Raw genomic sequence first — 22,329 nt, 5'->3', positions numbered from 1 at the left:
AAGCATGAAGAAATTAAAAATCCTTATTGCATTTTTTCTAATTTCTAGCTTTTGCAAAGCTTCTGATACAATAAATGTTTGGCATGTTTTTTATAATAAAATAAAAATCAAAGAATATAATGGATATACTAATAAATCTCCGCTTATTTTAAAAGCAAGTGATTACAAAATTGGCGATTCTATTACAGTAAAGTACTATTCAGACACTCCATGTCATGATTGCTTGACAGGAATAATGCTAAAATCAAAAGATAATAAAGTTACAATGGCTGGAAAGAATATTGGCAGTAGAAATCCAATAACATTCCCCGTGATGTTTTTGATGGATCCAAAAAGAAAAAGAACTTCTTTCCAAGTTTTATATTTGAATAGTAATGGCAATAAGGCAAGTTCAGAAGAATTGTTTGAAATAGAAGTAGTTTACGAATAAAATCAGACTGAATGAATACCCAAAATACAGTAGAAATAATCCCTTTTTCTCAAGATTTAAAAGACCACATCAAAACCTTAAACATAGAATGGCTTCAAAAGTATTTTAGAGTAGAGGAAAAAGATGAAATAGTACTTTCTAATCCGCAAGAAGAAATTATTGATAAAGGCGGATTAATATTCTATGCCAAATATAATGACGAAATTATCGGAACTGTTTCTTTAATGAAAGTTGACGAAAATACTTTTGAATTAAGTAAAATGGCGGTTTCAGGCAAAATACAAGGCCTTGGAATTGGAAACAAATTACTAACTCATTGTTTGGTCGTAGCTGAAGAAAACAATATCAATAAACTTATTTTGTATTCAAATCGAAAATTACTTCCGGCAATTCATTTATATGAAAAATTCGGTTTTGCTGAAGTTCCACTCGGAAATGTAAATTATGAAAGAGCCGATATTAAAATGCAAAAAAACATCCCTTAATTTCATGACATAGTATTAGCAGAATTTTTACACTGATTTTAAAACTTTTTACGTAATTTGTACTCTTAATTTTTCGCACAACCCATGTCAATCACCTTAACTCCATTTACGAAACAACAATTGTTGCCACAAGAAGAAAAACTTGAAGTTGGCCGATTCAAGAGAGAACTTTTTATAGGAATACCTAAAGAAACAAGTTATCAGGAACGTCGTATTTGCTTAACTCCAGATGCTGTAAACTCGCTGACTTACGAAGGTCATCGCGTTATGATAGAATCCGGAGCCGGAGAAAGTTCTAGTTATTCAGACAAAGAATACTCTGATGCGGGAGCGGAAGTAACAAAAGATACCAAAAAAGTTTTTGGCTGTCCAATGCTGCTAAAAGTAGAACCTCCTACTATAGCAGAAATTAAAATGATCAATCCTGAAACGATTATCATTTCGGCTATCCAGCTAAAAACCAAAAAGAAAGAATATTTCGAAGCTTTGGCGCAAAAAAAAATTACAGCACTTGCTTTTGAATACATCAAAGACGAAGACGGATCTTATCCTGCCGTAAAATCATTGAGCGAAATCGCAGGAACAGCTTCGATACTTATTGCGGCTGAATTGATGATTACAGACGAATTCGGAAAAGGCTTATTATTCGGAAACATTACTGGCGTCCCTCCTACCGAAGTTGTTATTCTGGGAGCTGGAACCGTTGGTGAATTTGCTGCAAAAACCGCCATTGGTTTAGGAGCAAATGTAAAAGTTTTCGACAATTCGATCACAAAATTACGCCGTTTACAAAATAATTTAAACCAACGAATCTTTACTTCAACCGTACAACAAAAAGCATTATTGAAAGCGTTAAGACGTTGCGATGTTGCCATTGGTGCCATGCGCGGAAAAGAACGTTGTCCGATTATAGTGACAGAAACTATGGTCGAGCACATGAAAAAAGGCGCCGTAATTGTAGATGTAAGTATCGATACCGGAGGTTGTTTCGAAACCTCAGAAGTTACCACTCACGAGAAACCCACCTTTATAAAAAGTAATGTTTTACACTATTGCGTACCAAACATTCCTTCAAGATATTCCAAAACCGCCTCATTATCAATTAGTAACATCTTAACTCCGTATTTACTTCAAATAGCCGAAGATGGTGGTTTAGAAAGTGCTATAAGATGCAATAAAGGTTTAAAAAACGGAATTTATCTCTATCACGGAATTTTAACCAATAAAGCAATTGGCGAATGGTTTGATTTACCTGATAACGATATCAATTTACTTGTATTTTAAGGGAACTTTAATGTACCTTTGCAAAAATTTTATTTCATGAAGTTCGCACATCGTTTCGCTTATTATTTAGTTGGTTTGGTTATGGGATGCTTTTTTGTAGCCCTTGTTTTTAGTGGAAAAGACACCCGTTGCAACTACTTTCCTAATGCCAGAGTTTTAAATAATTTGCGCACAAAACCTTTTCAATATTCTGAAAAAGCAGTTCAGACTTTAAATGAAAAATGGATTGATACAGCCGATATTAAAAACACTTTGAAATTTGGAGACGTTGATTTTGATCAAAGTAATGTTCCGTTCAAAAAAGGAAAATTATATATTATAGAAGGAAAAACAGTTAAAAACCAGGAAGTAATTCTAAAGGTAATTAACTACGAAAACAAAGCAGTTTTAGACGAAATTATTAAGAAACCTGTAGAAAAATAAAATTTCCTCTTTTGTCATTTCGATTTTAATGATAAAAATAAGTTTTTTTTTAGGAGCTAATCCCGCTATACACTCCACCCGAGCGATAGCGAACTGACGAAGTAATCTTTTGTGGCGATCACCGCCACAAAAGGATTTCCACTTCTATCGGGGCTAGGACAATCATTTTTATAACAAGATTCTCGTCGGGTTTATAAGTTTTGAGAAACGAGAAGATTGCACCGAATCGAATTTAGATTTGTAATATTTATGGAAGTTTGTATTCTAAAACCACTCAATTTCTTTGATTCCTTTAGAATTCAAAAATTCATTCGTTTTGCTAAAATGTTTGTTCCCGAACCATTTTCCCTGATTAGCGCTCATTGGCGATGGATGCCCGGATTCTAAAACATGATGTTTAGAACGATCAATTTTCGATCCTTTTTTCTGGGCAAAACTTCCCCATAACAGAAAAACAACATTTTCTTTTTGATCAGAAATAGCCTGAATAACCGCATCTGTAAACAAATTCCATTTGAGATGTTTATGACTATTTGGAGTATCTTTTCGAACTGTCAACGAAGCATTTAAAAGTAAAACGCCCTGATTTGCCCATTTTTCTAAATTACCTGAAGTCGGCATAAAAACAGCATCAAGATCAGTATTTATTTCTCTGAAAATATTACGCAAAGAAGGTGGTATTTTTACATTATCATTAACTGAGAAACTTAATCCATTAGCCTCTCCTTCACCATGATAAGGGTCCTGACCAATAATAACTACTTTTACATTATTGAAAGAACAATGATTAAACGCTGAAAAGACTAAATCTAAAGACGGATAACAAATATGATTTTTACATTCGTCTTCTAATGACAAAAGCAATGTGTTAAAATAAGGTTTTTCAATTTCGTTTGCCAGAACAGCTTGCCAGTCTGCAGAAAGATTAATTTTCATTCAAATAGATTTTAATACAAATTACGCAAAGTTTTTTTCAAAGTACTAATTAATAGTGCTATTTCGTTGTAAAACTTTGTAACTTTGAACCTTTACAACTTACGATATAAATGATATCCATTACCGAAAAAACATTACAAGATTTACAATTTCCAACAGTACTCGAAACTATTTCGGCTGGCTGTAATACAGATATAGGAAAAGAAAAAGCTTTAAAAATAACACCATTTAGAGACAAAGAAACTTTGATGCAGGCTTTAATGCAAACATCTGAGTACGTGTCGTCTTTTGAAAATAATAACGCAATTCCCAATCACGGATTTGACGCCATAACGCACGAAATTAAATTTCTCGCCATCGAAGACAGTTTCCTGGAAGTAGGAAGTTTTAGAAAAATAGCAACACTTTCGTCTACATCAAATTTCTTACTGAATTTCCTAAGAAAATTTGATGATTATTATCCACATTTAAATGCAAGAGCTTCACAAGTAGAATACACCAAAGATATTGTTACTTTAATTGATGCTATTGTAGACAAATACGGAGAAATTAAAGATAATGCTTCGCCAGGTTTATTAAGTATTCGCCAGAATATGAACATAGTACGCGGTAAAGTAAACCAAAGTTTTGGCGTTGCGCTTTCTCATAATAATAGTCTTGGATATTTAGATGATATCAAAGAAAGTTTTGTGCAGAACCGTAGAGTTTTAGCCGTTTTAGCAATGTATCGCCGAAAAGTAAAAGGCTCTATTTTAGGAACTTCCAAGACTGGAAGTATCGCTTATATTGAACCTGAAGCTACGTTGCAATATTCAAGAGAATTGGCCAATTTAGAATACGAAGAAAAAGAAGAAATTACGCGAATTCTAAAGCAATTATCAAATGAAATTCGCCCATTCTTACCTTTATTAATTGAGTATCAGGATTTTTTGAGTGACATTGATGTTGTTGCCGGAAAAGCAAAATACGCCAACAGAATTAATGGAATTTTGCCAACAATTACCGAAGAACGAAGATTGTTTTTTAGAGAAGCGTATCATCCTATTTTGTATTTAAACAACAAACAGAAAAACGAAGTTACGCATCCGCAAACTATTGAATTAAAACAAGATAACCGAATCATTGTAATTTCAGGACCAAACGCCGGAGGAAAAACAATTTCGCTTAAAACAGTTGGTTTACTACAATTGATGTTACAATCTGGTATGTTGATTCCGGTTCACGAACGTAGTGAAACATTCTTATTCGATAGAATTTTAACTGACATTGGAGACAATCAATCTATTGAAAATCACTTAAGTACTTATAGTTACCGATTAAAAAACATGAATTATTTCCTGAAGAAATGCAACAAGAAAACCATGTTTTTAATTGATGAATTTGGTACAGGTTCAGATCCTGAATTAGGTGGTGCTTTGGCTGAAATTTTCCTGGAAGAATTTTACCATCGTGAAGCTTTCGGAATTATTACAACGCATTATTCTAATTTGAAAATTCTGGCAAACGAATTACCTTTTGCTACAAATGCGAATATGATGTTCGACGAAAAATCGCTTGAACCAATGTATAAATTAGCTTTGGGTCAGGCCGGAAGTTCGTTTACTTTTGAGGTTGCCTTAAAAAACGGAATTCCGTTTGGATTGATCAATCGTGCGAAGAAGAAAATTGAAGTTGGAAAAGTTCGTTTTGATAAAACTATTGCAACGCTTCAAAAAGAAAGATCTAAACTTGAAAAAACTTCTATCAATTTAAAAGAAGAAGAAACCCGCGCACGCGAGGAAAGCAAGAAGATGGAAAACATCAATGTGAAAATCAAACAGAAATTAGAAAGCTATCAGGAATTATATGATAGTAATCAAAAGACAATTTACATTGGTCAGAAAATTGAAGATATCTCAGAGAAATATTTCAACAATAAAAATAAAAAAGAACTGATTGGGGAATTTTTGAAAATTATTGAAATTGAAAATTCAAAACGCAAAAAAGCCACTCCAAAAGAAACCAAAGCTATAATCGAAAAGAAAAAAGAAGTTATAGCAGAAGTTACGGTTCAGGTTGAAGAAATTCGAAAAGAGAAAAAAGAAAAGAAACTCAAACCGGTTATCGAAAAACCAAAACCAATTTTAAAAGTTGGAGACCGAGTTAGAATGCTCGACGGAAGATCTGTTGGAAGTATCGATTCGATCGAAAAAAACAAAGCGACTGTAAATTACGGAATCTTTACTTCGAAAGTAAGTTTGGATGAATTGGAATTAGTTGAAGCTGCTAAGAAATAAGTTTTTAGTCGTAGTGGCAGTTTTCAGTTATAAAAAAACTTAAATTTCATCGAAAATTAAAATAAAGCGATTTGAAGGAAGATTTTTCAAAAGACGATTAAGAAGATGGATATTTTATAAAAATCGATTAAAAATAATTTATGAAAGCTGTTTTTGATTTATAAAAATTATTAAATATTGCTTTTTAATAATAAAAATTGATAATCATTTTTTATCATTTCGAAGAACGAGAAATCACAAACTAGACATAGCTCTGTCAAAGTTTAAAGCTTTGACAAAGCTTACCAACTTGAAACCTTAAACTTGAAACTTTTCCAAATGCAGGACAGTCTTCCACAAAATAAAAAAATAATTCTCTTTGACGGTGTTTGCAATTTATGCAACGGCGCAGTTCAGTTTATTATTAAACATGACAAAAAAGATATTTTTAGATTTGTAGCCTTGCAATCAGATTTGGGAAAAGAAATTTGTAATTATATAGGTGTCGATCAAACCAAAATTGATAGTATTATTTTATACCATCCCGGCGTTGCTTATTATTATAAATCTTCGGCAGTTTTGAAAATTGGAGAAGATTTAGGTGGATTTTATAGCCTTGCTTCTATTTTTAAAATTTTCCCAGAAAAACTTCGAAATTATATTTACGATTATATTGCCAAAAACCGTTACAAATGGTACGGCAAAAAAGAAAGCTGTATGATTCCTACTCCGGAGTTGAAGGCGAAGTTTATTTAAATTCCAATATTTGAAATTCCAAATTCCAATTTGACAGAATATTGTCATCCCGAGGGACGAGGGATCACACGCGTAACTCCACAAAGATTGGCAATTTGGCTAGAGAAATTCCTAGTACGATTTCTGCTTCCTCTAAATGACAAGCTACACGAAAACATTATTATGAAAAATGATTCTCCTAGCCCCGATAGAAGAGGAAATCCTTTTGTGGTGGGGTTCACCACAAAAGATTGGAACGGATAGCGGGATTAGCTCCTGAAAAAAAACATTCTTATAATCGATTTAGAAATAATAAATCTTGAAATAAACAAAAAATCCCAAATTCACAATAATTGGAATTTGGGATTTTTTTATTTTAAAATTTATTAGATTATTATCTAATCAACTTTCTGTATTTCAAACGTTTTGGAGTTAAATCACCACCAAGACGTTTCTTTTTATTTTCTTCGTAATCAGAGAAACTTCCTTCAAAGAAATATACTTCAGAATCTCCTTCGAAAGCTAGAATATGCGTACAGATTCTGTCTAAGAACCATCTGTCGTGCGAAATAATTACAGCACAACCTGCGAAATTCTCTAAACCTTCTTCAAGTGCACGAAGTGTATTTACATCTAAATCATTCGTAGGCTCATCTAATAAAAGTACGTTTCCTTCTTCTTTTAAGGTCATCGCTAAGTGCAAACGGTTACGCTCTCCACCAGATAACATCGATACTTTTTTATTTTGCTCTCCTCCTCCAAAGTTGAAACGAGATAAATAAGCTCTTGAATTTACTTGCTTTCCGCCCATCATAACCAATTCCTGACCGTCGGCAAAGTTTTCCCAAATAGATTTATTCGGGTCAATGTTAGAATGTGACTGATCTACATAAGCGATTTTCACTGTTTCACCAACTGAAAATTCTCCGCTATCTGTAGCCTGTTCTCCCATAATCATCTTGAAAATGGTAGATTTACCAGCACCGTTTGGTCCGATAATTCCAACAATACCCGCTTGTGGTAAAGTAAAATTCAAATTATCATATAATAATTTATCACCAAAAGCTTTGGCGACATTTTTAGCTTCAATAACATTTGTACCTAAACGTGGACCATTCGGAATGTAGATTTCCAGGTTTTCATCCAATTGTTTTTGGTCTTCGTTCAATAATTTATCGTAATTCTGTAAACGCGCTTTTTGTTTTGTTTGACGACCTTTTGCTCCCTGACGTACCCACTCTAGCTCACGCTCTAAAGTTTTTCTACGCTTTGAGGCAACTTTTTCTTCTTGTGCCATACGACTAGATTTTTGATCTAACCAAGAAGAATAATTTCCTTTCCAAGGAATACCTTCTCCTCTATCTAGTTCAAGAATCCAACCAGCCACATTATCAAGGAAATATCTATCGTGCGTTACAGCAATAACAGTTCCTGCGTATTGTGCTAAGTGTTGCTCTAACCAAAGAACTGACTCAGCATCAAGGTGGTTGGTAGGCTCATCCAGAAGCAATACATCTGGTTGTTGCAATAACAAACGACATAATGCTACACGACGACGCTCTCCTCCTGAAAGGTTTTTGATAGGCGTATCACCTTCTGGTGTACGTAAAGCATCCATTGCAATTTCTAATTTGGTGTCGATTTCCCAAGCACCAAGAGCATCAATTTTGTCTTGTAAAGCTGCTTGACGATCCATCAATTTATCCATTTTATCTGGATCTGAGTAGTTCTCTTCAAGACCGAATAAATCATTGATTTGATTGTACTCTTCAAGAACAGCCATAGTTTCTGCAGCTCCTTCACGAACAATTTCGATAACAGTTTTAGAGTCATCAAGAATTGGCTCTTGCTCTAAATAACCTACAGTATAACCAGGTTGAAAAACAACATCTCCCTGATAATTTTTATCAACTCCTGCAATAATTTTTAAAAGAGAAGATTTTCCTGATCCGTTAAGTCCTAAAATACCAATTTTAGCACCGTAAAAGAAACTCAGGTAAATATTTTTAAGCACTGGTTTGTCTGCTCCCTGATAGGTCTTACTCAATTTCTGCATTGAGAAAATTACTTTCTTATCGTCTGACATTTTTTATTTTTTATATTTATATATCTTAAATATTTATTTTTTTATTGCAATTGATTTTTTGCAACTGATATTGAATAGAATTAAACTCTTCCTTTTAATGCATTAAAAACCCAGGCATTAGCAAAAAAACCAACTCCAACAGCTACAAACCCCCAGCCAGAGACGTCTCTGTATCTAAAAGCTCCAAGACCTATAAGTAACAATCCCATAAGTACCATTATAAATGTAGCCCATCCTAAAACGGTATTTTTATTCATTCCCATAATTGTGTAATTATTATTTTAAAAGTAGTATTTTTTTTAGAGATGCAAATATCGTGAATTTTCACGGCTTAATTAAATATTTTATACAGCATTTCTTTTAATAAATCTCCTTGAGGTAAAGCATTGGCTCCTACACCTTTACTTTTAATATCTACATCGCGCAATGCTCCTACGATCTGACTCACTTTTCGCATTGGATAATTCTTTATCGCCAAATCGTATTCTTTTAAGAAATAAGGATTTACACCAATTGCTGTGGCCACATTTTTAGGATTTTTATCTTTAAGTCCGTGGTATTTTAAAAGCTGAATGAAAAATCCGAAAACCAATCCTGTTGTCATTACCAATGGATATTCTTTAGGATTATGAGCAAAATTCTCAGCGATTTTATAAGCTTTAAGCTGATTACGTTCGCCTATTGCTTTTCGAAGTTCGAAAACATTGTAATCTTTACTAAAACCAATATTTTCTTCGATATGTTGTGGTGTAATTACAGTTCCTTGCGGTAAAATGATCTGTAATTTCTCTAGTTCATTGTTGATTTTACTTAAATCTGTACCTAAAAACTCCACCAACATAGCATTTGCTTTTGGATCTATGGTGTATTTTTTTCCGGCAAGAACACGTTTTATCCAGTCGCCAACCTGATTTTCGTACAGTTTTTTACTTTCGTAAACAATTCCGTTTTGAGCCAGTAGTTTAGTGACTTTTTTACGTTTGTCAAGTGTTTTGTATTTATAACAAAAAACGAGAACCGTAGTTTCCATAGGATTATTTACGTAAGACTCGATTTTATCAATTGTTCTGGATAATTCCTGAGCTTCTTTTACAATAACAACCTGACGATCAGCCATCATAGGATAGCGCTTGGCCGTTGAAACAATCTCATCTACAGAAACATCCCTACCATATAAAACCGTTTGATTGAATCCTTTTTCTTCTTCCGAAAGGATATTCTGCTCAATATACTCAGACAATTTATCAATATAATAAGGCTCCTCGCCCATTAAAAAATAAATAGGCTTTATATTTCCGGCTTTAATATCGTTAACAATTTTTACAACTTCGTCCATTCAATTCTTTGTTTCTAGTTTAAAGTTTCAAGATATACCTGAAACCTAAAACTATTTTATATTTTTGCGCTATGCAGCAATTAAATTTTCCTTCTTATACTTTCCGATTCAAAAATAGCGAAAATAAAGTGTCTATTTTCGATGAAATCAGGAAAAAATTTATCATTCTTACTCCAGAAGAATGGGTTCGTCAGCATGTGGTTCATTATTTAATTGATGAAAAAAAATACCCCAAATCTTTAATCAATGTTGAGAAAGTTTTAACAGTCAACGGATTAAGAAAAAGATACGATGTTGTTGTCTTTAATCCGGATGGTTCTATACATATATTAGTAGAGTGTAAAGCGCCTGGTGTAAAAATTTCTCAGGCAACTTTTGATCAAATTGCCCGTTATAACATGACAATGAAGGCACGGTTTTTGAATGTCACAAACGGTCTGAATCATTTTTATTGTCAAATGGATTTTGAGAACGAAAAATATCAGTTTTTAAGAAGTTTGCCGGATTATAAAGAATAAATAATATTAAATAAAATTACTTTTGGATAAAATTGCAGTTGTCATTTTAAATTGGAACGGCGTAAAATTGTTAGAGCAGTTTTTACCCTCTGTTGTTCAATTTTCGGAATGTGCCCAAATATATGTCGCTGATAATGCTTCGACAGACGATTCTATAAATTTTATCAAACAAAATTTTCCCTCGGTTAAAATAGTCGTAAACAGCGGTAATCATGGCTTTGCAAAAGGTTATAATGATGCATTGCAACATATTGATGCTGAAATTTATGCTTTAGTAAATTCAGATATCGAGGTAACCGAAAAGTGGCTAAACCCTATCATTGAAACTTTCGATAAAGAAAAACAAACCGCTGTAATTCAGCCTAAGATTCTTGATTTTAAGAATAAGGAATATTTTGAATATGCAGGCGGTGCCGGAGGTTTTATTGATAAATATGGTTTTCCGTTTTGTCGTGGCCGTATTTTTGAAACTATCGAAAAAGATAATGGTCAGTATGATGATAATTGTGAATTATTCTGGGCTTCAGGAGCTTGCTTTTTTATAAGAAGCGAAGTCTATCATGATCTGGGGGGGTTTGACGAAACCTTCTTTGCGCATCAGGAAGAAATTGATTTATGCTGGCGTGCTGCAAATGAAGGGCATATCATAAAATACAATTCAGGATCTGTTGTTTATCATGTTGGAGGCGCCACTTTACAACAAGGAAATCCTAAAAAAACCTATCTGAATTTTAGAAATTCATTATTAATGCTTGTTAAAAATTTACCTAAAAAAGGTTTGTTTTTTGTCATTTTCTTCAGAATGGTTTTAGATGGTATTGCTGGTACCCGTTTTCTTACACAAGGAAAATTTCAGCATACTTTTGCTATTTTGAAAGCACATTTTTCATTTTATTGCATATCTTTAAGTTATTTGCGAAAGAGAAAAGATTTTCAGATACAGCAATACTATACTGTAAAAAGTATCGTTTTCTTGTATTACATAAAGAAACTGACCGTATTTAAAGAAATCTTTAACAGTAATCAAAATATTAAGAACTAAATTTGTAATCAACGTTTAATTAAATATAATACCTATGAGAAAAATAGTAATTGCACTATCAGTATTAATGGCCTTAACTTCGTGTGTATCGAAAAAGCAATACGCAGCGTTAGAAGCTAAGAACAAAGAAACCCAAGATTTATTAAACTCTTGCACCGTAAAACTAAATGCTTGTTTAGAGGAAAAAGCAGGGTTAGCAGCTACAGCAGAAAGCTATAAACAACATAATCAAGATTTAATAAGCACATCTAAAGACTTAACAGTTTTAACAACTAAAGGAGCTGAAAATCTTGAGAAATCTCTAGAAAGTTTAAAAGAGAAAGATTTAAAAATATCTAGACTTCAGGATGCATTAACTAAAAAAGACAGTGTAACTTTAGCTTTAGTAACAAGCTTAAAAGGTGCTGTTGGAATTAATGATCCGGATATCGAAATCAACGTAGAAAAAGGAGTTGTATTTATTTCTATCGCAGACAAATTATTATTTAAAAGCGGTAGCTATGATGTAACTGATAAAGCTAAAGGTGTTTTAGCTAAAGTTGCAAAAGTAGTAAATGACAAACCAGATTTCGAATGTATGGTTGAAGGTCACACAGATAACGTTCCTTACAAAAGCAACGGAATTTTGTTAGACAACTGGGATTTAAGTGTTAAACGTTCTACATCTATTGTACGTGTATTAACTAACGATCTTGGAGTTAATCCTGCTAAATTAATCGCAGCTGGTAGAAGTTCTTACGTACCATTAGTTGCTAATGATACTCCGGATGACAGAGCTCGTAACAGAAGAACTCGTATCGTGGTTATGCCAAAAATCGATCAATTCTATGATATGATTGAAAAAGAAATGAAAAAACAAGCGAAATAATCCTCGTTTTACATACTTTATTAAACAGAAAAAGCAGGTCAATTGACCTGCTTTTATGTATCCCTAACTTTTTTAATAACCAATTAAATATAAATTAAGAATAGCATTATCTTAAATAACTAACTAAATTTTAACTAATCTAAAGTTAGGTATTTATTTTTAACTTTTATACCATTTAAGTTTTTTTTTACAAATAGCCCATGTGAGCTATTATAGGTGCTATTATTTATTACATTCCGTAATTTAAGGGTAATAAATCACCCACTTTTTTTTCTGCAATCTTACCTAAGAAAAGTATATTATTGATATCAGAATTGTTTCCGTACTTATATATTGAAAAATTGTTTGTAAGGAAAACTATTTTTGATGATTCACTATTATTGAACATAACTTTATAAGAAGCTACTATATCGCTTATGTTTTCTTCATTCTTAATTTCTACTTTTGGCTGCGGAAGAATTTCTACTTTTACAAGATCGTCTTTTTTACTAATTGTAAAACGCGCATTTGGATCAATATTATGAGAATCACTATATAATAAAAATTTATCTGCTCCCCATTCGCGATTTGCCAAATTCCTGAAAAATTGAACTTGCGAACCTTGAAATGTTTTTTCTCTACGTGCTAAATTTTCTGCAGAATTGTTAACTTCCTCAAAACGACTTACTCCCTGATAAAAGTTATTTATTACATCTTTAGAATTAATACTTACTTTATCAAATGCAATTTCAAAACCAACTAATTCATAGTTAATTTTATAACCTAAAGAACTGTTTACGACAACCAAAGGTTTATCAGAAGAAGCAGTAAAGATTAATTTCTTTTTATCATATTTAAACTGAATATCATCTTCGTTATATATTACAGTTGATTTTGCATTTTTTGTCTGGCCTAAAAAATATTCTCTAAACAACTTTAATTTCTGAGCTCTTGTAAATAACTCTTTTTTATTAATAACAACCTCTTTCAATTGATTTTTAGAAACTGTCAATTTAATGTTCAACGGTTTAGTATTATCTAAGCCGCTAAGATATTCTCTTTCATATCCCATAAAACTTACAACCAAAACACTATTAGAATTAGGTTCGTATCTTATAGAGTAATCGCCGTTTGCATCTGAAACGGTTGCGAAAGTAGTTCCGTCAAAATAAACATTTACTCCTTCTAAAGGAATATTATCTTTACCTGTGATTTTACCTTTCAGAATGCCTTGGGAAAATATCGAAATAGAAAAAAATAAGAATAAAAAAAGGTAAAGGTTTTTCATAAAAAATAAAAGGTTTGATTAATTATTAGCTAATTAACCAAACCTTTTTTTAATATCCAAGATATTGTATTGAATTATTCTTACAATATACCTATATCTCCTTTTCCTTCCCTAACAACAACCGGTTCACCTTCTGACAAGTCAATAATTGTCGAACCAACATTATCACCGTAACCGCCATCAATAACTAGATCAACAAGATTTTGCCATTTTTCGAAAATCAATTCCGGGTCTGTAGTATATTCAATTACATCATCTTCGTCACGAATAGAAGTTGATACAATTGGATTGCCTAATTGACGAACAATTTCTAGCGCAATATTATTATCCGGTACACGAATACCAACAGTTGTTTTCTTTTTGAACTCTTTTGGTAAATTATTATTTCCCGGCAAAATAAAGGTATAAGGACCAGGTAATGCTCTTTTTAAAATTTTAAAAGTCGATGTATCAATCTGACGTACATAATCTGATAAATTACTCAAATCATGACAGATAAACGAGAAATTCGCTTTCTCTAATTTCACGCCTTTTATTTTTGCGATTTTTTCTAAAGCACGCGAATTGGTAATATCACAACCTAAACCATAAACGGTATCTGTTGGATAAATTACTAAACCTCCGTTCTGAAGCACTTTTACCACTTTGGCAATTGCAGCTTCACTAGGTTTATCTGGATATATTTTTATGAACTCAGCCATTTTTTTTTTTGTTTAAAGTTTATTTTGTTTCAGATTTATTGTAAAGTGACCTAACCGCAAAGCTCGCAAAGATTTACGCAAAGTTTCGCAAAGCTTTGTGTTCCTTGCGTAAATCTTTGCGAGCTTTGCGGTTAAAATTATACTTAAAGTCAAGTAACCTGAAACTTGAAACCTATATTTACCCTACCACATCTAATTTTGCAAATCGAAGCAAAAGTTTTTTAAGACCTCCAACTTCAAATCTTATTTCGGCTTTTTTATCAGCTCCCACACCTTCCAGATTCACTACTTCTCCTTTTCCGAAACGTTCGTGCATTACAACATTTCCAATCGATAGTTTATTATCAAACAAATTAGGAGCAGCACTATTAGGGTTTGTTCCTGCAACTGGTTTCAGTTTACGAACATTAAGATCTGGTTTTGGCTGATTGTCAGTAACATGTTTTGGCGGTGTTGATGCCACTGGTTTTGCCAAACGCAATTTAGATTTATCAATATCTCCAAAGATATCCCCATCAATAGGCGATTTATAACGATAATTCGTTTCTGCCGGAGTCAGATATTCTAAATACTGTCCGTCGATTTCTTCAATAAAACGCGATGGTTCACTATCTGTTAGTTTTCCCCAACGGTAACGCGATTGTGCGTAAGTTAAATAAGCATGATGCTCTGCGCGAGTTAAAGCTACATAAAATAAACGACGTTCTTCTTCTAATTCGCTTCTGGTACTCATACTCATTGCACTCGGAAACAAATCTTCCTCCATACCTACTACAAAAACGTGAGGAAACTCCAATCCTTTTGCAAGGTGAATGGTCATTAAAGCTACACGATCTTCATCAGATGTATCTTTATCTAAATCAGTCGCAAGTGCTACGTCTTCCATAAATTCAGACAAAGCTCCTCTTGCGCCATCAATTTCTTTTTGTCCTTCGGTAAAATCTTTTAAACCATTTAAAAGCTCCTCGATATTCTGAATTTTTGCCATACCTTCCGGTGTAGCATCTTTCTTTAATTCCTGAACAAGACCGGTTTTCTTCGCTACATAATCAGTAACATAAAAAGCATCCTGATTTTGATCAATTACCTGAAAACTCTGAATCATCGTAACAAAATCATTGATTTTATTCTTTGTTCCGGTGTTTAATTTCAGGTCAATTTTATCAATATTAACCATTACTTCCCAAATCGAGCGTTTGTAATGATTAGCAGCAATAGTTAGTTTTTCAACCGTTGTATCGCCAATTCCACGGGCCGGATAATTAATTACACGAACCAGCGCTTCTTCATCTTTTGGGTTAATTACCAAACGTAAATAACACAAAACATCCTTAATCTCCTTACGCTGATAGAACGATAATCCACCATAAATTCGATACGGAATATCACGCTTCCTCAACGCATCCTCCATTGCACGCGATTGCGCATTGGTACGGTACAAAATCGCAAATGCACCATTATGCAATTGATTTTGCATCTTTTGCTCAAAAATGGTACTTGCTACAAAACGTCCTTCTTCAGCATCTGTTAAACTACGATGTATTTTAATTTTCGAACCAAAATCATTCGCTGTCCAAACTACTTTGTCCAATTTCGTTTTATTATGTTCCATCACGGTATTTGCCGCTTCTACAATATTTCTTGTTGAACGGTAATTTTGCTCCAGACGGAACATGATTACACCTTCATAATCTTTCTGGAAATTCAGAATGTTATTGATATTTGCCCCACGGAAAGCATAAATACTCTGCGCATCATCACCTACCACACAAATATTCTGAAACTTATCTGACAACGCTCTAACAATCAAATACTGAGAGTGGTTTGTATCCTGGTACTCATCAACCAGAATATATCTGAAACGATTCTGATATTTGGCTAAAACCTCCGGAAAACGAGTCAATAATTCATTGGTTTTCAACAATAAATCATCAAAATCCATCGCTCCAGCCTTAAAACAGCGCTCTACGTATTGCTGATAAATTTCTCCTAAACGAGGTCTTTTTGCCATTGCATCGGCTTCTACCAATTCAGGATTATTAAAATAGGCTTTTACCGTAATCAAACTATTTTTATAATTAGATATACGTCCTAAAATTTGTTTTGGTTTATAAACATCACGATCCAGCTGCATCTCCTTAATAATAGAAGAAATTAACCTTGCCGAATCCTGAGAATCATAAATGGTAAAATTCGACGGATATCCCAAATGATCCGATTCTGCACGAAGGATACGGGCAAAGATCGAGTGAAAAGTTCCCATCCAAAGATTTTTCGCCTCAGATGCTCCCACAATATCCGAAATCCTGTGCTTCATTTCACGAGCGGCTTTGTTCGTAAAAGTAAGCGACAAAATATTGAAAGCGTCAATACCCTGCGCCATCAAATAAGCAATTCTAATAGTTAAAACACGGGTTTTTCCAGAACCCGCTCCAGCAATAATAATCATTGGCCCGTCTTTTTTCAGAACGGGTTGTCGTTGTGCCTCATTGAGCTGGTCAATGTACTTTTGCATGAAATTCTTCTCCATATGATGCAAAAATAAGAATTTATCAATGAATAAACTAACACATAGACTCAACTTTAAACCACTTATTATACCTATTCAAAAAGAATTTTCCCTGATTTAATCTCCTATCTTCAATAAAGTGTGGATGTGTTAATTTTTTAATAAAATTCTTTAAAAAAACGCTAACAAAACATAAGATTAATTGGAATAAAAAACTATTTTTGACTAAATTCCTAAAACCAATTTATGAAAAAAAATTACTTATTATTCTTTCTTATTAGTTTTAAATTATTTGCTCAAAATCCTGAGCTTGATCCTACCTTTAATATTAAGGATACAGGAATATACCAACAAAACATCGGTTATGACGCAATTCTTCTTACTGACAATAAAATACTAAGTGTTTTTGAAACTGGCAACAGATATAATGTAATGCTATTAAATCCTGACGGAAGCCCTGTGAGAACGTTCAATACTACAGATTCTTTTGCAGAATATACCATTAAAATATTTGCCAAATCAGATGGTGCATTTATAACACTTCAGGAAGGTGGCCAAATAAGAGCATTCAATGCAAACGGAACACTTAATTCAGTTTTTCCTACCACTATTTTTAAAAATTATGCTTCTACCCCTGTACAGATAAAAAACGTAATTTATCAGGATGACGGAAAACTCATTGTTAACGGTGTATTCGATATGACAAATGATGTTTTCACGGGAGGTATGATACGTTTAAATCCAGACGGAAGCATCGATTCAACTTATAAATTGCAATCAGGAGGTAATAAATTCATTTTATTAAGTGATGGAAGATCATTTGCCACTAGCCGAACTAATATATCCCGCTATCTTGCCAATGGAAAAAATGATCCAACATTTAAAATAAACACCACAATAGATCCGGTGCAAAAATATGTTACCAATGGTTTTGAAACAGAAAATAATAGCATAATTAATGATATAGCAGTACAACCTGACGGAAAAGTAATCGCCGTTGGATGCAATTTTAAAGAGAATGGTAAAACTTTTTCTTATCAAATAATACGTTTGAATGCTGATGGCACAAGAGACACATCTTTTAAAAAATTCGACAGTCAGACTCCTAATCTAAAGAAAATATATCTGCAAAGTGACAATAAAATTATCCTTCTTGCAGAAAGTGGTCCCGAATTAATTCGTTTAAATCCTGACGGAACAACAGATAATAGTTTTAAGTATTCAAACCTGGCTACTTTATCCTTTTCAGATGGAAAATTGTTTTTTCAGGGAGATAAGATAATCGTATCTGGTAACTATAGAAATAGCGAAGGAATAACAAGATCCAGAATTCATAGAATAAATACAGACGGAAGCTTTGATATAACATTTAATCCGCACTCGGGCCCAAATCTATTATTTGACGATCAAAACAGTAAGAACTCCTATCCATTTACTGCAAAAACACTATTGGATCAACAAATTTTATTAGCTGGAGATTTTTCTAGCTATAATGATAAACCAGCCCGAAATATATGCCGAATTACTCAAAACGGAGAATTTGACCCAACTTTTACTTTAGATCCCGCGGTAAAAATAAATGCTGAAATCACACAAAATGATTACGTAATTATTCCGCAAAATGATGGCAAAATAATTTTACTCCACAACGGCGGTATTACAGCAAATGACAAATCCACTAGTATCATTAGATTAAATATCAACGGAAGTATTGATAATAGTTTCAATTTCAATTCTTACGATAATACTTTTGATAATATCGGAACGGCTGTTATAAAAGATATAAAAATTTTAAATAATGGAAAATTTTTACTTGTAGGAGAAAGCGGTTTTTTTACGAAAAAGATAGGAAATTATTACTCATACAATGTCATTCAGCTTAATTCCGATGGTTCTGTAGACACAAATTACAAAGCTAGTTTTTTTCATAAGCCAATAAAAATCTCCACTTTATCAAATAATAAAGTCTTAATTACTTTTTTACAGAATACTTATGACTACACTTATTTTCCTGTTTTAAAATTAAACGAGAACGGAACTACAGATTCCTCTTTTAAATCAGGTAATTTGATTCTGCATAGAATAAAAGAACTTAGCGATGGTAAAATATTAGCGATAAACAACAACCTTTTATTAACCAGATTAAATCCTGACGGGTCTACAGATGCTTCATTTACAACTTATTCCTTTGCTAAAGGAAATTTTAATAACTTTAATTACTATGAAAATGGACAGATTAATTTGTTTTTATCCTCAAATTCAACAGCATCAACATCAAAACTGACTTTTAGCTCAGAAGGAACACTGCTAAACACCGTAAATTACAATACCACCAACGACTTTGAAATTCAAAATTGCGAAGACTTGTTGTTTTATGGATATATAACTAAAATTGCGGGTGTAAACAAAAATGGCATTGTTCGTTTTAAAACATCAAATACAACTTCAAATCCAAATCCTTCCGGCGAAATATTTCAGCCCTTTACTAACGGACAAACTTTGGCTGATCTTAAAATTGAAGGAACTAATATAAATTGGTACGCCGCTCAAAGTCCTTGTGGTATAAATAATACTATTACAAAAAAAGGAAGCGATGCTTCTGAAACTTTACTTCCTTTATCTACCCCACTGGTAAACGGAACAACATATTATGCGTCACAAACTATCAAAGGTACAGAAAGCAGCTACAGGCTACCTATTACCGTTTATTCTACAACGCTGAGCACTAACAAATATGATTTACCAAACTTGACAACACACCCAAATCCCGTTAAGGACTTTTATAATATATCAAATAACGAAGAAATAAACAAAGTAGAAGTTTACAACTTATTAGGACAACTTTTAATGAGTAATACTTATAATAGCAACAATGTAAAAATTGATTTTACTGCTTTAAATTCAGGATTGTATTTTGTAAAAATTCACACCGAAGATAAAGTTGCAATCATAAAAACCATTAAAAATTAATTAACTATTTATAATTTGAAGCAGAACAATAGGCTTTTCATGAAAGATAGTTCCCGCTTTCGGCTATATCTCTCCGTTTCACTGCGAGGATACCGCCTCTATCGGGGCTAGATTAGAAGAATTGGCTTTTTTAGAAACATTTTGAACCATGTAAGGAATATCATTTAATTCTTCTTTACAAACGCTAATAATCTTATATGATTTAAAAAAATCTTATTGAAGATACGCTTATAATTTCTTAAATAACTTATGTGGTTCAAAAAAAAACTATTTGTAGAATACGTCGTAAGCAAACCGAATCAACGTTCCTACAACCACAATCAAAAAGAAAATCCGAATAAAACCATTTCCTTTATTAATGGCCAGTTTTGCGCCCAGCCATCCACCAAGTCCGTTGCTAATCGCCATAGGAATTGCAATTGACCAGATGATTTTTCCTTTGATCATAAACAAACAAATCGAACCAAAATTAGTAGCCAAATTGACCATTTTAGCATTTGCAGAAGCATGCAAAAAGTCAAAACCTAAAAGAGCTATAAAAGCAACCACAAAAAAACTTCCCGTTCCCGGACCAATAAATCCGTCGTAAAAACCAACTATCATACTTATAATTACGGCGTAAATTACCAGCGTTGTAGCCGAATGATCTTTTGCTTCATGCTGTCCAAAATTCTTTTTCGCATAAGTATATATGAACAATAAAGACAAAACCACAAGCAAAAGCGGCTTCATAAAATCATTGCTTACCATCGTTAATAATGTCGATCCTAAAAAAGCTGACGGAACCGCGAGACACATCATAATTAAAAGCAATCGCCACTGAATCACCACTTTTTTCATGTATTGAAAAGCAGCAAAAGCAGTTCCGCTAAAAGCTGGAATTTTCAAAGTTCCTATAACTGTAGAAACCGGTAAATTGGGCAATAAAACCAATCCCATTGGGGTCTGAATCAATCCTCCTCCTCCAACAATTGCATCAATAAATCCGGCAGCAAAAGCCGCTAAACAAAGAAAAAATATAATATATAAATCCATTAATATTGTATTTCAGGAGGTTTTAAAACAAGTATACAAAAGTAGACTTCCATTTTATTTATTACAATAAAAATTAAATCGGATTTCTCCTCAAAAAGTATATTTTTGTTGAAAATTTGAACCAAATGGATTATACAAGAATTATAGAATTAGCCAGTTATACTTTACCAGCCATTGTTACCGGATTTGTGGCTTACAGTTTTTTTGAATTACACATCAAAAACAACGATAAAAAACGCAACTTTTTATTAAACAGAGAATACCAGAAACAATCATTACCAATACGTTTGCAAGCATACGAGCGAATGACTTTATTTTTGGAACGTATCAATCTGACTAAATTATTAATACGAATTACTCCTATTTCTAACGACAAACATGATTACGAAAACTACGTAATCGACCAGATCGAACAAGAATTTGAACATAATTTAACGCAGCAAATTTATATGTCTGACGAATGTTGGACAATTATTACAACTGCTAAAAATTCAACTATACAAATTATACGCAAGGCCGCTATGAGCGATCGCGTTGACAGCGCTGATAAATTACGTGAAGTAATCCTGAATGATTTATTAGAGAAACAATCGCCAAGTAATGCTGCTTTAGGATACATTAAAAACGAAGTATCTGAATTGTGGTAAAATTCTAATTGCAGAGTTCTGATTTTAGATTTTAGATTCGTTTGTTAATCTAGAATCTAAAATCAAGTTCTTCATTTACCTTTTTTATTGCCACCATTTCTGTTTTGGCTTAACATTCCATCCATTTTTTAGATATTTTTCAGCAACACTAAGTTCGCCTGCGCCAATATCAAAATTGCAATTTACACTCGGAACTCTGTAATCTCCCCAATTGCATATTTTTTCTTTTCCGGAATTGTTCGATTTCCATTTGCCTGTAAACGCGTTATTAAAGTAATTATCCTTATAGCTTTCGATATCATTGTACTTTATAAAATCATTTTTGTCGACATAAAATATGGTCTGCAAGGTACCTCGAAATTCTCCTGCATCTTTTTGATTCTTATCTTCAGTAAACTTATAATTGGCGATCAGTAATCCCTGGCTTTTTATACCTACATTTTTATATTCATCATCAATACCAAACTTCGTTTTTTTAAGTTCCTGAACTTTTACGATTGTTATAGTACCCGTAAAATCGCAAACATTCGATTTCACACTTGATTTACCCCGAACAACATATTCAGTTTTATTTTTTTCGTTTCTTTTAATCGAAATAAACTTTATCAATATTCGTTGGTAATTATCACCAATTACGCCATAAACATCGTTGTTAGTATACCATACATTCGAAAAATCATAACGGCTGTATGTATCCAATTCATTCTTCTGAAATACTTCTGATTGATCCCAGATAAAAGTCCTGCATAAATTTTCCTGACTAAATGCAGTTAAGGTAAAAAAGAATAAAAGGATTAGAATT

Annotated in this window: 20 protein-coding genes; 11 read left to right on the top strand and 9 right to left on the bottom strand. The window is 32.8% G+C overall.

Features of this window, described 5'->3' with window-relative positions; all coding sequences use genetic code 11:
• The first annotated feature begins 4 nt into the window (after nt 1–4).
• The 4 genes from FLACOL7796_RS22640 (at nt 5) to FLACOL7796_RS22625 (ending at nt 2,622) form a co-directional block, all read left to right on the top strand.
• The gene (locus FLACOL7796_RS22640; protein ID WP_173973047.1) at nt 5–430 is read left to right on the top strand and encodes a hypothetical protein; all 426 of its coding nucleotides are present in this window, start codon (nt 5–7) and stop codon (nt 428–430) included.
• 11 nt (nt 431–441) lie between these two features.
• Nucleotides 442–915, top strand: coding sequence for a GNAT family N-acetyltransferase (locus FLACOL7796_RS22635; RefSeq protein WP_173973046.1), 474 nt, complete (start codon nt 442–444; stop codon nt 913–915).
• An 84-nt stretch (nt 916–999) separates the two neighbouring features.
• Nucleotides 1,000–2,199 (top strand): alanine dehydrogenase, encoded by a 1,200-nt coding sequence (locus tag FLACOL7796_RS22630; protein ID WP_065450091.1) that lies wholly within the window; start codon nt 1,000–1,002, stop codon nt 2,197–2,199.
• A 36-nt stretch (nt 2,200–2,235) separates the two neighbouring features.
• On the top strand, nt 2,236–2,622 hold the full coding sequence (locus tag FLACOL7796_RS22625; RefSeq protein WP_173973045.1) for a DUF4258 domain-containing protein: 387 nt from the start codon (nt 2,236–2,238) through the stop codon (nt 2,620–2,622).
• 264 nt (nt 2,623–2,886) lie between these two features.
• Here FLACOL7796_RS22625 and ung read toward each other — a convergent pair whose 3' ends face one another.
• The gene (ung, locus tag FLACOL7796_RS22620; RefSeq protein ID WP_173973044.1) at nt 2,887–3,558 is read right to left on the bottom strand and encodes a uracil-DNA glycosylase; all 672 of its coding nucleotides are present in this window, start codon (nt 3,556–3,558) and stop codon (nt 2,887–2,889) included.
• A gap of 110 nt (nt 3,559–3,668) precedes the next feature.
• Here ung and FLACOL7796_RS22615 point away from each other — a divergent pair, with 110 nt between their 5' ends.
• Nucleotides 3,669–5,834: an endonuclease MutS2 gene (locus FLACOL7796_RS22615; protein ID WP_173973043.1), complete on the top strand. Its 2,166-nt coding sequence runs from the start codon at nt 3,669–3,671 to the stop codon at nt 5,832–5,834.
• A 318-nt stretch (nt 5,835–6,152) separates the two neighbouring features.
• A complete protein-coding gene (locus tag FLACOL7796_RS22610) occupies nt 6,153–6,569 on the top strand; it encodes a thiol-disulfide oxidoreductase DCC family protein (protein WP_173973042.1) in 417 nt (138 codons plus the stop codon).
• A 373-nt stretch (nt 6,570–6,942) separates the two neighbouring features.
• Here the strand turns inward: FLACOL7796_RS22610 and ettA are convergent, their stop codons facing one another.
• From ettA to holA, 3 genes are all read right to left on the bottom strand, one after another.
• Nucleotides 6,943–8,634: an energy-dependent translational throttle protein EttA gene (gene ettA / locus FLACOL7796_RS22605; protein WP_173973041.1), complete on the bottom strand. Its 1,692-nt coding sequence runs from the start codon at nt 8,632–8,634 to the stop codon at nt 6,943–6,945.
• An 80-nt stretch (nt 8,635–8,714) separates the two neighbouring features.
• Nucleotides 8,715–8,897 carry a CAL67264 family membrane protein gene (locus tag FLACOL7796_RS22600; protein WP_035680915.1) on the bottom strand — a complete coding sequence of 61 codons (183 nt, stop codon included), beginning with the start codon at nt 8,895–8,897 and terminating at the stop codon, nt 8,715–8,717.
• Between the two features lie 68 nt (nt 8,898–8,965).
• Complete coding sequence (gene holA / locus FLACOL7796_RS22595) at nt 8,966–9,970, bottom strand: DNA polymerase III subunit delta (protein WP_173973039.1); 1,005 nt, start codon at nt 9,968–9,970, stop codon at nt 8,966–8,968.
• Between the two features lie 71 nt (nt 9,971–10,041).
• Between holA and FLACOL7796_RS22590 the strand changes: the two genes are divergently transcribed.
• The 3 genes from FLACOL7796_RS22590 to FLACOL7796_RS22580 are packed head-to-tail and all read left to right on the top strand — an operon-like array spanning nt 10,042 to nt 12,398.
• The gene (locus FLACOL7796_RS22590; protein WP_173973038.1) at nt 10,042–10,488 is read left to right on the top strand and encodes a type I restriction enzyme HsdR N-terminal domain-containing protein; all 447 of its coding nucleotides are present in this window, start codon (nt 10,042–10,044) and stop codon (nt 10,486–10,488) included.
• A 22-nt stretch (nt 10,489–10,510) separates the two neighbouring features.
• Nucleotides 10,511–11,530: a glycosyltransferase family 2 protein gene (locus FLACOL7796_RS22585; protein ID WP_173973037.1), complete on the top strand. Its 1,020-nt coding sequence runs from the start codon at nt 10,511–10,513 to the stop codon at nt 11,528–11,530.
• 34 nt (nt 11,531–11,564) lie between these two features.
• Complete coding sequence (locus FLACOL7796_RS22580) at nt 11,565–12,398, top strand: OmpA/MotB family protein (protein ID WP_173973036.1); 834 nt, start codon at nt 11,565–11,567, stop codon at nt 12,396–12,398.
• A gap of 229 nt (nt 12,399–12,627) precedes the next feature.
• Here the strand turns inward: FLACOL7796_RS22580 and FLACOL7796_RS22575 are convergent, their stop codons facing one another.
• The 3 genes from FLACOL7796_RS22575 to FLACOL7796_RS22565 all read right to left on the bottom strand — a co-directional run bounded on the left by FLACOL7796_RS22575 (nt 12,628) and on the right by FLACOL7796_RS22565 (nt 16,881).
• Complete coding sequence (locus FLACOL7796_RS22575) at nt 12,628–13,665, bottom strand: carboxypeptidase-like regulatory domain-containing protein (RefSeq protein WP_173973035.1); 1,038 nt, start codon at nt 13,663–13,665, stop codon at nt 12,628–12,630.
• Between the two features lie 80 nt (nt 13,666–13,745).
• Entirely contained in the window at nt 13,746–14,366 is a 621-nt protein-coding gene (locus tag FLACOL7796_RS22570; protein ID WP_173973034.1) for an L-threonylcarbamoyladenylate synthase, read from the bottom strand.
• A 178-nt stretch (nt 14,367–14,544) separates the two neighbouring features.
• Entirely contained in the window at nt 14,545–16,881 is a 2,337-nt protein-coding gene (locus FLACOL7796_RS22565; protein ID WP_173973068.1) for an ATP-dependent helicase, read from the bottom strand.
• 240 nt (nt 16,882–17,121) lie between these two features.
• Between FLACOL7796_RS22565 and FLACOL7796_RS22560 the strand changes: the two genes are divergently transcribed.
• The gene (locus FLACOL7796_RS22560; RefSeq protein ID WP_173973033.1) at nt 17,122–19,845 is read left to right on the top strand and encodes a T9SS type A sorting domain-containing protein; all 2,724 of its coding nucleotides are present in this window, start codon (nt 17,122–17,124) and stop codon (nt 19,843–19,845) included.
• A 267-nt stretch (nt 19,846–20,112) separates the two neighbouring features.
• On the opposite strand, the gene FLACOL7796_RS22555 is transcribed toward FLACOL7796_RS22560, so the two are convergent.
• The gene (locus tag FLACOL7796_RS22555) at nt 20,113–20,880 is read right to left on the bottom strand and encodes a sulfite exporter TauE/SafE family protein (RefSeq protein WP_173973032.1); all 768 of its coding nucleotides are present in this window, start codon (nt 20,878–20,880) and stop codon (nt 20,113–20,115) included.
• Between the two features lie 125 nt (nt 20,881–21,005).
• Between FLACOL7796_RS22555 and FLACOL7796_RS22550 the strand changes: the two genes are divergently transcribed.
• The gene (locus FLACOL7796_RS22550; protein WP_173973031.1) at nt 21,006–21,527 is read left to right on the top strand and encodes a DUF7935 family protein; all 522 of its coding nucleotides are present in this window, start codon (nt 21,006–21,008) and stop codon (nt 21,525–21,527) included.
• A gap of 84 nt (nt 21,528–21,611) precedes the next feature.
• Here FLACOL7796_RS22550 and FLACOL7796_RS22545 read toward each other — a convergent pair.
• On the bottom strand, nt 21,612–22,329 hold a 718-nt coding region (locus FLACOL7796_RS22545), incomplete at its 5' end, for a hypothetical protein (protein ID WP_173973030.1).

The organism is Flavobacterium bizetiae, assembly GCF_902804475.1.
Lineage (GTDB): Bacteria > Bacteroidota > Bacteroidia > Flavobacteriales > Flavobacteriaceae > Flavobacterium > Flavobacterium bizetiae.
The sequence above is the reverse complement of the archived record's forward strand: the minus strand, read 5'-3'. Positions and strand labels throughout refer to the sequence as shown.

Excerpts from the sequence above, each read along its gene's own strand:
- FLACOL7796_RS22640 (WP_173973047.1), top strand. The coding sequence starts at position 5 with ATGAAGAAATTAAAAATCCTTATTGCATTTTTTCTAATTTCTAGCTTT.
- FLACOL7796_RS22635 (WP_173973046.1), top strand. The coding sequence starts at position 442 with ATGAATACCCAAAATACAGTAGAAATAATCCCTTTTTCTCAAGATTTA.
- FLACOL7796_RS22630 (WP_065450091.1), top strand. The coding sequence starts at position 1,000 with ATGTCAATCACCTTAACTCCATTTACGAAACAACAATTGTTGCCACAA.
- FLACOL7796_RS22625 (WP_173973045.1), top strand. The coding sequence starts at position 2,236 with ATGAAGTTCGCACATCGTTTCGCTTATTATTTAGTTGGTTTGGTTATG.
- ung (WP_173973044.1), bottom strand. The coding sequence starts at position 3,558 with ATGAAAATTAATCTTTCTGCAGACTGGCAAGCTGTTCTGGCAAACGAA.
- FLACOL7796_RS22615 (WP_173973043.1), top strand. The coding sequence starts at position 3,669 with ATGATATCCATTACCGAAAAAACATTACAAGATTTACAATTTCCAACA.
- FLACOL7796_RS22610 (WP_173973042.1), top strand. The coding sequence starts at position 6,153 with ATGCAGGACAGTCTTCCACAAAATAAAAAAATAATTCTCTTTGACGGT.
- ettA (WP_173973041.1), bottom strand. The coding sequence starts at position 8,634 with ATGTCAGACGATAAGAAAGTAATTTTCTCAATGCAGAAATTGAGTAAG.
- FLACOL7796_RS22600 (WP_035680915.1), bottom strand. The coding sequence starts at position 8,897 with ATGGGAATGAATAAAAATACCGTTTTAGGATGGGCTACATTTATAATG.
- holA (WP_173973039.1), bottom strand. The coding sequence starts at position 9,970 with ATGGACGAAGTTGTAAAAATTGTTAACGATATTAAAGCCGGAAATATA.
- FLACOL7796_RS22590 (WP_173973038.1), top strand. The coding sequence starts at position 10,042 with ATGCAGCAATTAAATTTTCCTTCTTATACTTTCCGATTCAAAAATAGC.
- FLACOL7796_RS22580 (WP_173973036.1), top strand. The coding sequence starts at position 11,565 with ATGAGAAAAATAGTAATTGCACTATCAGTATTAATGGCCTTAACTTCG.
- FLACOL7796_RS22575 (WP_173973035.1), bottom strand. The coding sequence starts at position 13,665 with ATGAAAAACCTTTACCTTTTTTTATTCTTATTTTTTTCTATTTCGATA.
- FLACOL7796_RS22570 (WP_173973034.1), bottom strand. The coding sequence starts at position 14,366 with ATGGCTGAGTTCATAAAAATATATCCAGATAAACCTAGTGAAGCTGCA.
- FLACOL7796_RS22565 (WP_173973068.1), bottom strand. The coding sequence starts at position 16,881 with ATGCAAAAGTACATTGACCAGCTCAATGAGGCACAACGACAACCCGTT.
- FLACOL7796_RS22560 (WP_173973033.1), top strand. The coding sequence starts at position 17,122 with ATGAAAAAAAATTACTTATTATTCTTTCTTATTAGTTTTAAATTATTT.
- FLACOL7796_RS22555 (WP_173973032.1), bottom strand. The coding sequence starts at position 20,880 with ATGGATTTATATATTATATTTTTTCTTTGTTTAGCGGCTTTTGCTGCC.
- FLACOL7796_RS22550 (WP_173973031.1), top strand. The coding sequence starts at position 21,006 with ATGGATTATACAAGAATTATAGAATTAGCCAGTTATACTTTACCAGCC.